3 protein-coding genes are annotated in these 2,303 nt (G+C 62.9%); 1 reads left to right on the top strand and 2 read right to left on the bottom strand.

The annotated features are described in order from the left end of the window. The coding region (locus HY896_06245) for a HAMP domain-containing histidine kinase (protein MBI5575949.1) at positions 1-174 on the top strand (174 nt) is incomplete at its 5' end. Here the strand turns inward: HY896_06245 and hslO are convergent. Both hslO and HY896_06255 read right to left on the bottom strand, forming a co-directional pair. Further along, on the bottom strand, positions 171-1,037 hold the full coding sequence (hslO, locus tag HY896_06250) for an Hsp33 family molecular chaperone HslO (GenBank protein MBI5575950.1): 867 nt from the start codon (positions 1,035-1,037) through the stop codon (positions 171-173). The two genes, HY896_06245 and hslO, sit on opposite strands and share 4 nt — an antisense overlap. Before the next feature lie 102 nt (positions 1,038-1,139). Continuing rightward, positions 1,140-2,303, bottom strand: a 1,164-nt coding sequence (locus tag HY896_06255; protein ID MBI5575951.1) for an elongation factor Tu, incomplete at its 5' end; no start/stop codon positions are given.

The following is a 2,303-nucleotide window of genomic DNA, read 5'->3' on the forward strand; positions in this document are numbered from 1 at the left end:
AAGATTTTCGAGCCGTTGCAGACGCAGTGGAAAAAGGGTTACGGCCTCGGCCTGGCTTTCTGCCGTAACGCCATTGCGGAACACGGGGGGAATCTCACCGTCGGGAGGCGCGAGGGGGGCGGAGGGGAATTCAGGATCGAGATCCCCGTCGTAAGGGGGAAAGAAGGAGGTTAGCCCAGGTCAGTCAAAAGCGATGAAAGTTCCTTCACGGATACCGTATACTCCGTCCGGCAGAAACGGCACTCGACCTTCGCGGCCTCTCCTTTTCCGATCAGTTCGTCGATTTCGGATTTACCGAGCGCGGCGATTGCGTCCAGCACACGGTCTTTCGTGCACGGGCAGCGGAACCGGACTTCCTTGTCTTCGAGAACGTCGACCGGCAGACCTGCCGCCTCTTCCATTATTTCGCGCGGTCCCATGCCTTCGAGAATCATGGCGCTCACCGGCCGGATTTTCCCGAGACGTCCTTCGAGACGCGCGATCGCGCCTTCGTCCGCACCGGGCAGCGGATGGACAAGGAATCCTCCCGAAGCCTTCACGGAATTGTCGACGTCCACATACACGCCGAGGGACACCGCGGCGGGAAGCTGCTCGGACGCGTTCAGGTAATATGCGAGGTCCGTGGCGATCTCTCCCGTCCGAAGGGGAACGGTGCCGCGGTAATATTCGCGCAGCCCGAGGTCCTTGATGACGTTCAGGTACCCCTTGCCTACGCCTCTGCCGACGTCGAGCTTCCCATCTTTCAGACCCAGGTGGACATGGGGCTTCTTGACGTATCCCCTGACGCTGCCCGCCGAGTCTGCCTCGGCGACGATCCCGTGCAGAGGGCCGTCTCCGGAAGCCTGAAGGATCACCTTCTGGCCGTCTTTCAGGAAAGAGGACAAAAGCAGCGCCCCGCTCATCAATCTGCCGAGGGCGGCGGAAGCGGTCGGAAAGGTATCGTGCACGGACTTGGCCCTTTCCACAGCCGCGGTGTCCACAAGGCCCACGACGAGCAGCGGCTCGCCCCTCGTTATCCCCTTGACCAGCGCGTCCATGTCTCCATTTTATCTGCGGAGAGATCACTGCAGGAACACGGCATACCTAACCGTCGCACTGAAACTTGTAAAATTCCGGGATTTGGCTGCCGAATTCCGGCTTCAGATGACAGGCCCCGTCTCATCCTGTACGAACGGCCGGACCGGAAGGAAACGATACAGTGTGGCCTGGGCTCCGCCGGAATCCCGGCGGAACTCGAACGCCAGGTCGTGCCCGAAAGCCAGCCGGGCGAGTTTTTCGAGCTGGTCTGCCGTCCGGAGCCGGATGGCGACCTTTTCCCCCTGTCCCATGCGGTCTACGAGGCCGGGTGACACCTCGAATTCGACCGGCCCCGCCTCCTGGGACAGGTCGATGAAGTTGCCGTCGGGCTCGGTCATGAGGCAGGCATCGAGCCTGACCACCCTTCCCTGCGCTCCGGCGGTTCCCGTCCGGACCTCGCGTATGATGCCGCCCCCGGCCACGAATCCCTCGACCGAAACGACGAACCGGCCCATGCGCGGGTTCTCCTCGAAGGCGTCCGCGGCGATCGGCCGCGGCAGCGAGAAGGTAACGTTGGCGACTTCAAGATTCTCGACCCGGTCCGCGTGCCGCTCGATGATCTCCAGGGTGGAGGAGTTGAGCCGCTCGGTGATCGCGGAAAGCGTAACCTCCGTTTCGGACGTCGCAAGCTTCAGCATATACCGGCCGTTAAGGCGAAGCGGCTCGTTGCCGAGCCAGAAGAGGCTTGCCGAAATTTCCAGGGCGCTTCCGGCCGCGTTTCCGGCGGTCCCCATGACCTCGCCCCGTTCAACGAACAGTTCATCGTCGAGCGTCAGTCCGACGCATTCGCCCGCCGACGCCTCCGGCAGGTCCGGCCGCTCCCATTTTTCGACCGTCCGGATGCGGCTGGTTTTCCCCGAAGGGGAGAAGACGACCGGTTCTCCCGCCCGCACCGTGCCTGATTCGATCCGCCCCGCGTAGATCCGCTTCCTGTCCCAGACGTAGACGTCCTGGACGGGGAAGCGGAGCGGAAGTCCCGAGATTTCCCTGGCCGGCGCAAAGGAGTCGAGGGCGGCAAGGAGCGTCGGCCCCCGGTACCAGCCTGTCTTTCCGGAAGCATTCGCGATGTTGTCTCCCTCCTTCGCCGATATGGGAATGACAAAGGAGGGCACGATTCCCACCGATCCGAGGAAGCGGCGAATCTCCCCTTCAACCTCCCGGAACCTCTCACGGCGGAACCCCACGAGGTCGAGCTTGTTGATCGCCACGGCGACCTGACGCAAGCC

The organism is Deltaproteobacteria bacterium (genome assembly GCA_016218975.1).
In the GTDB taxonomy this organism is placed as follows: Bacteria; Desulfobacterota; Deferrimicrobia; order Deferrimicrobiales; family Deferrimicrobiaceae; genus JAENIX01.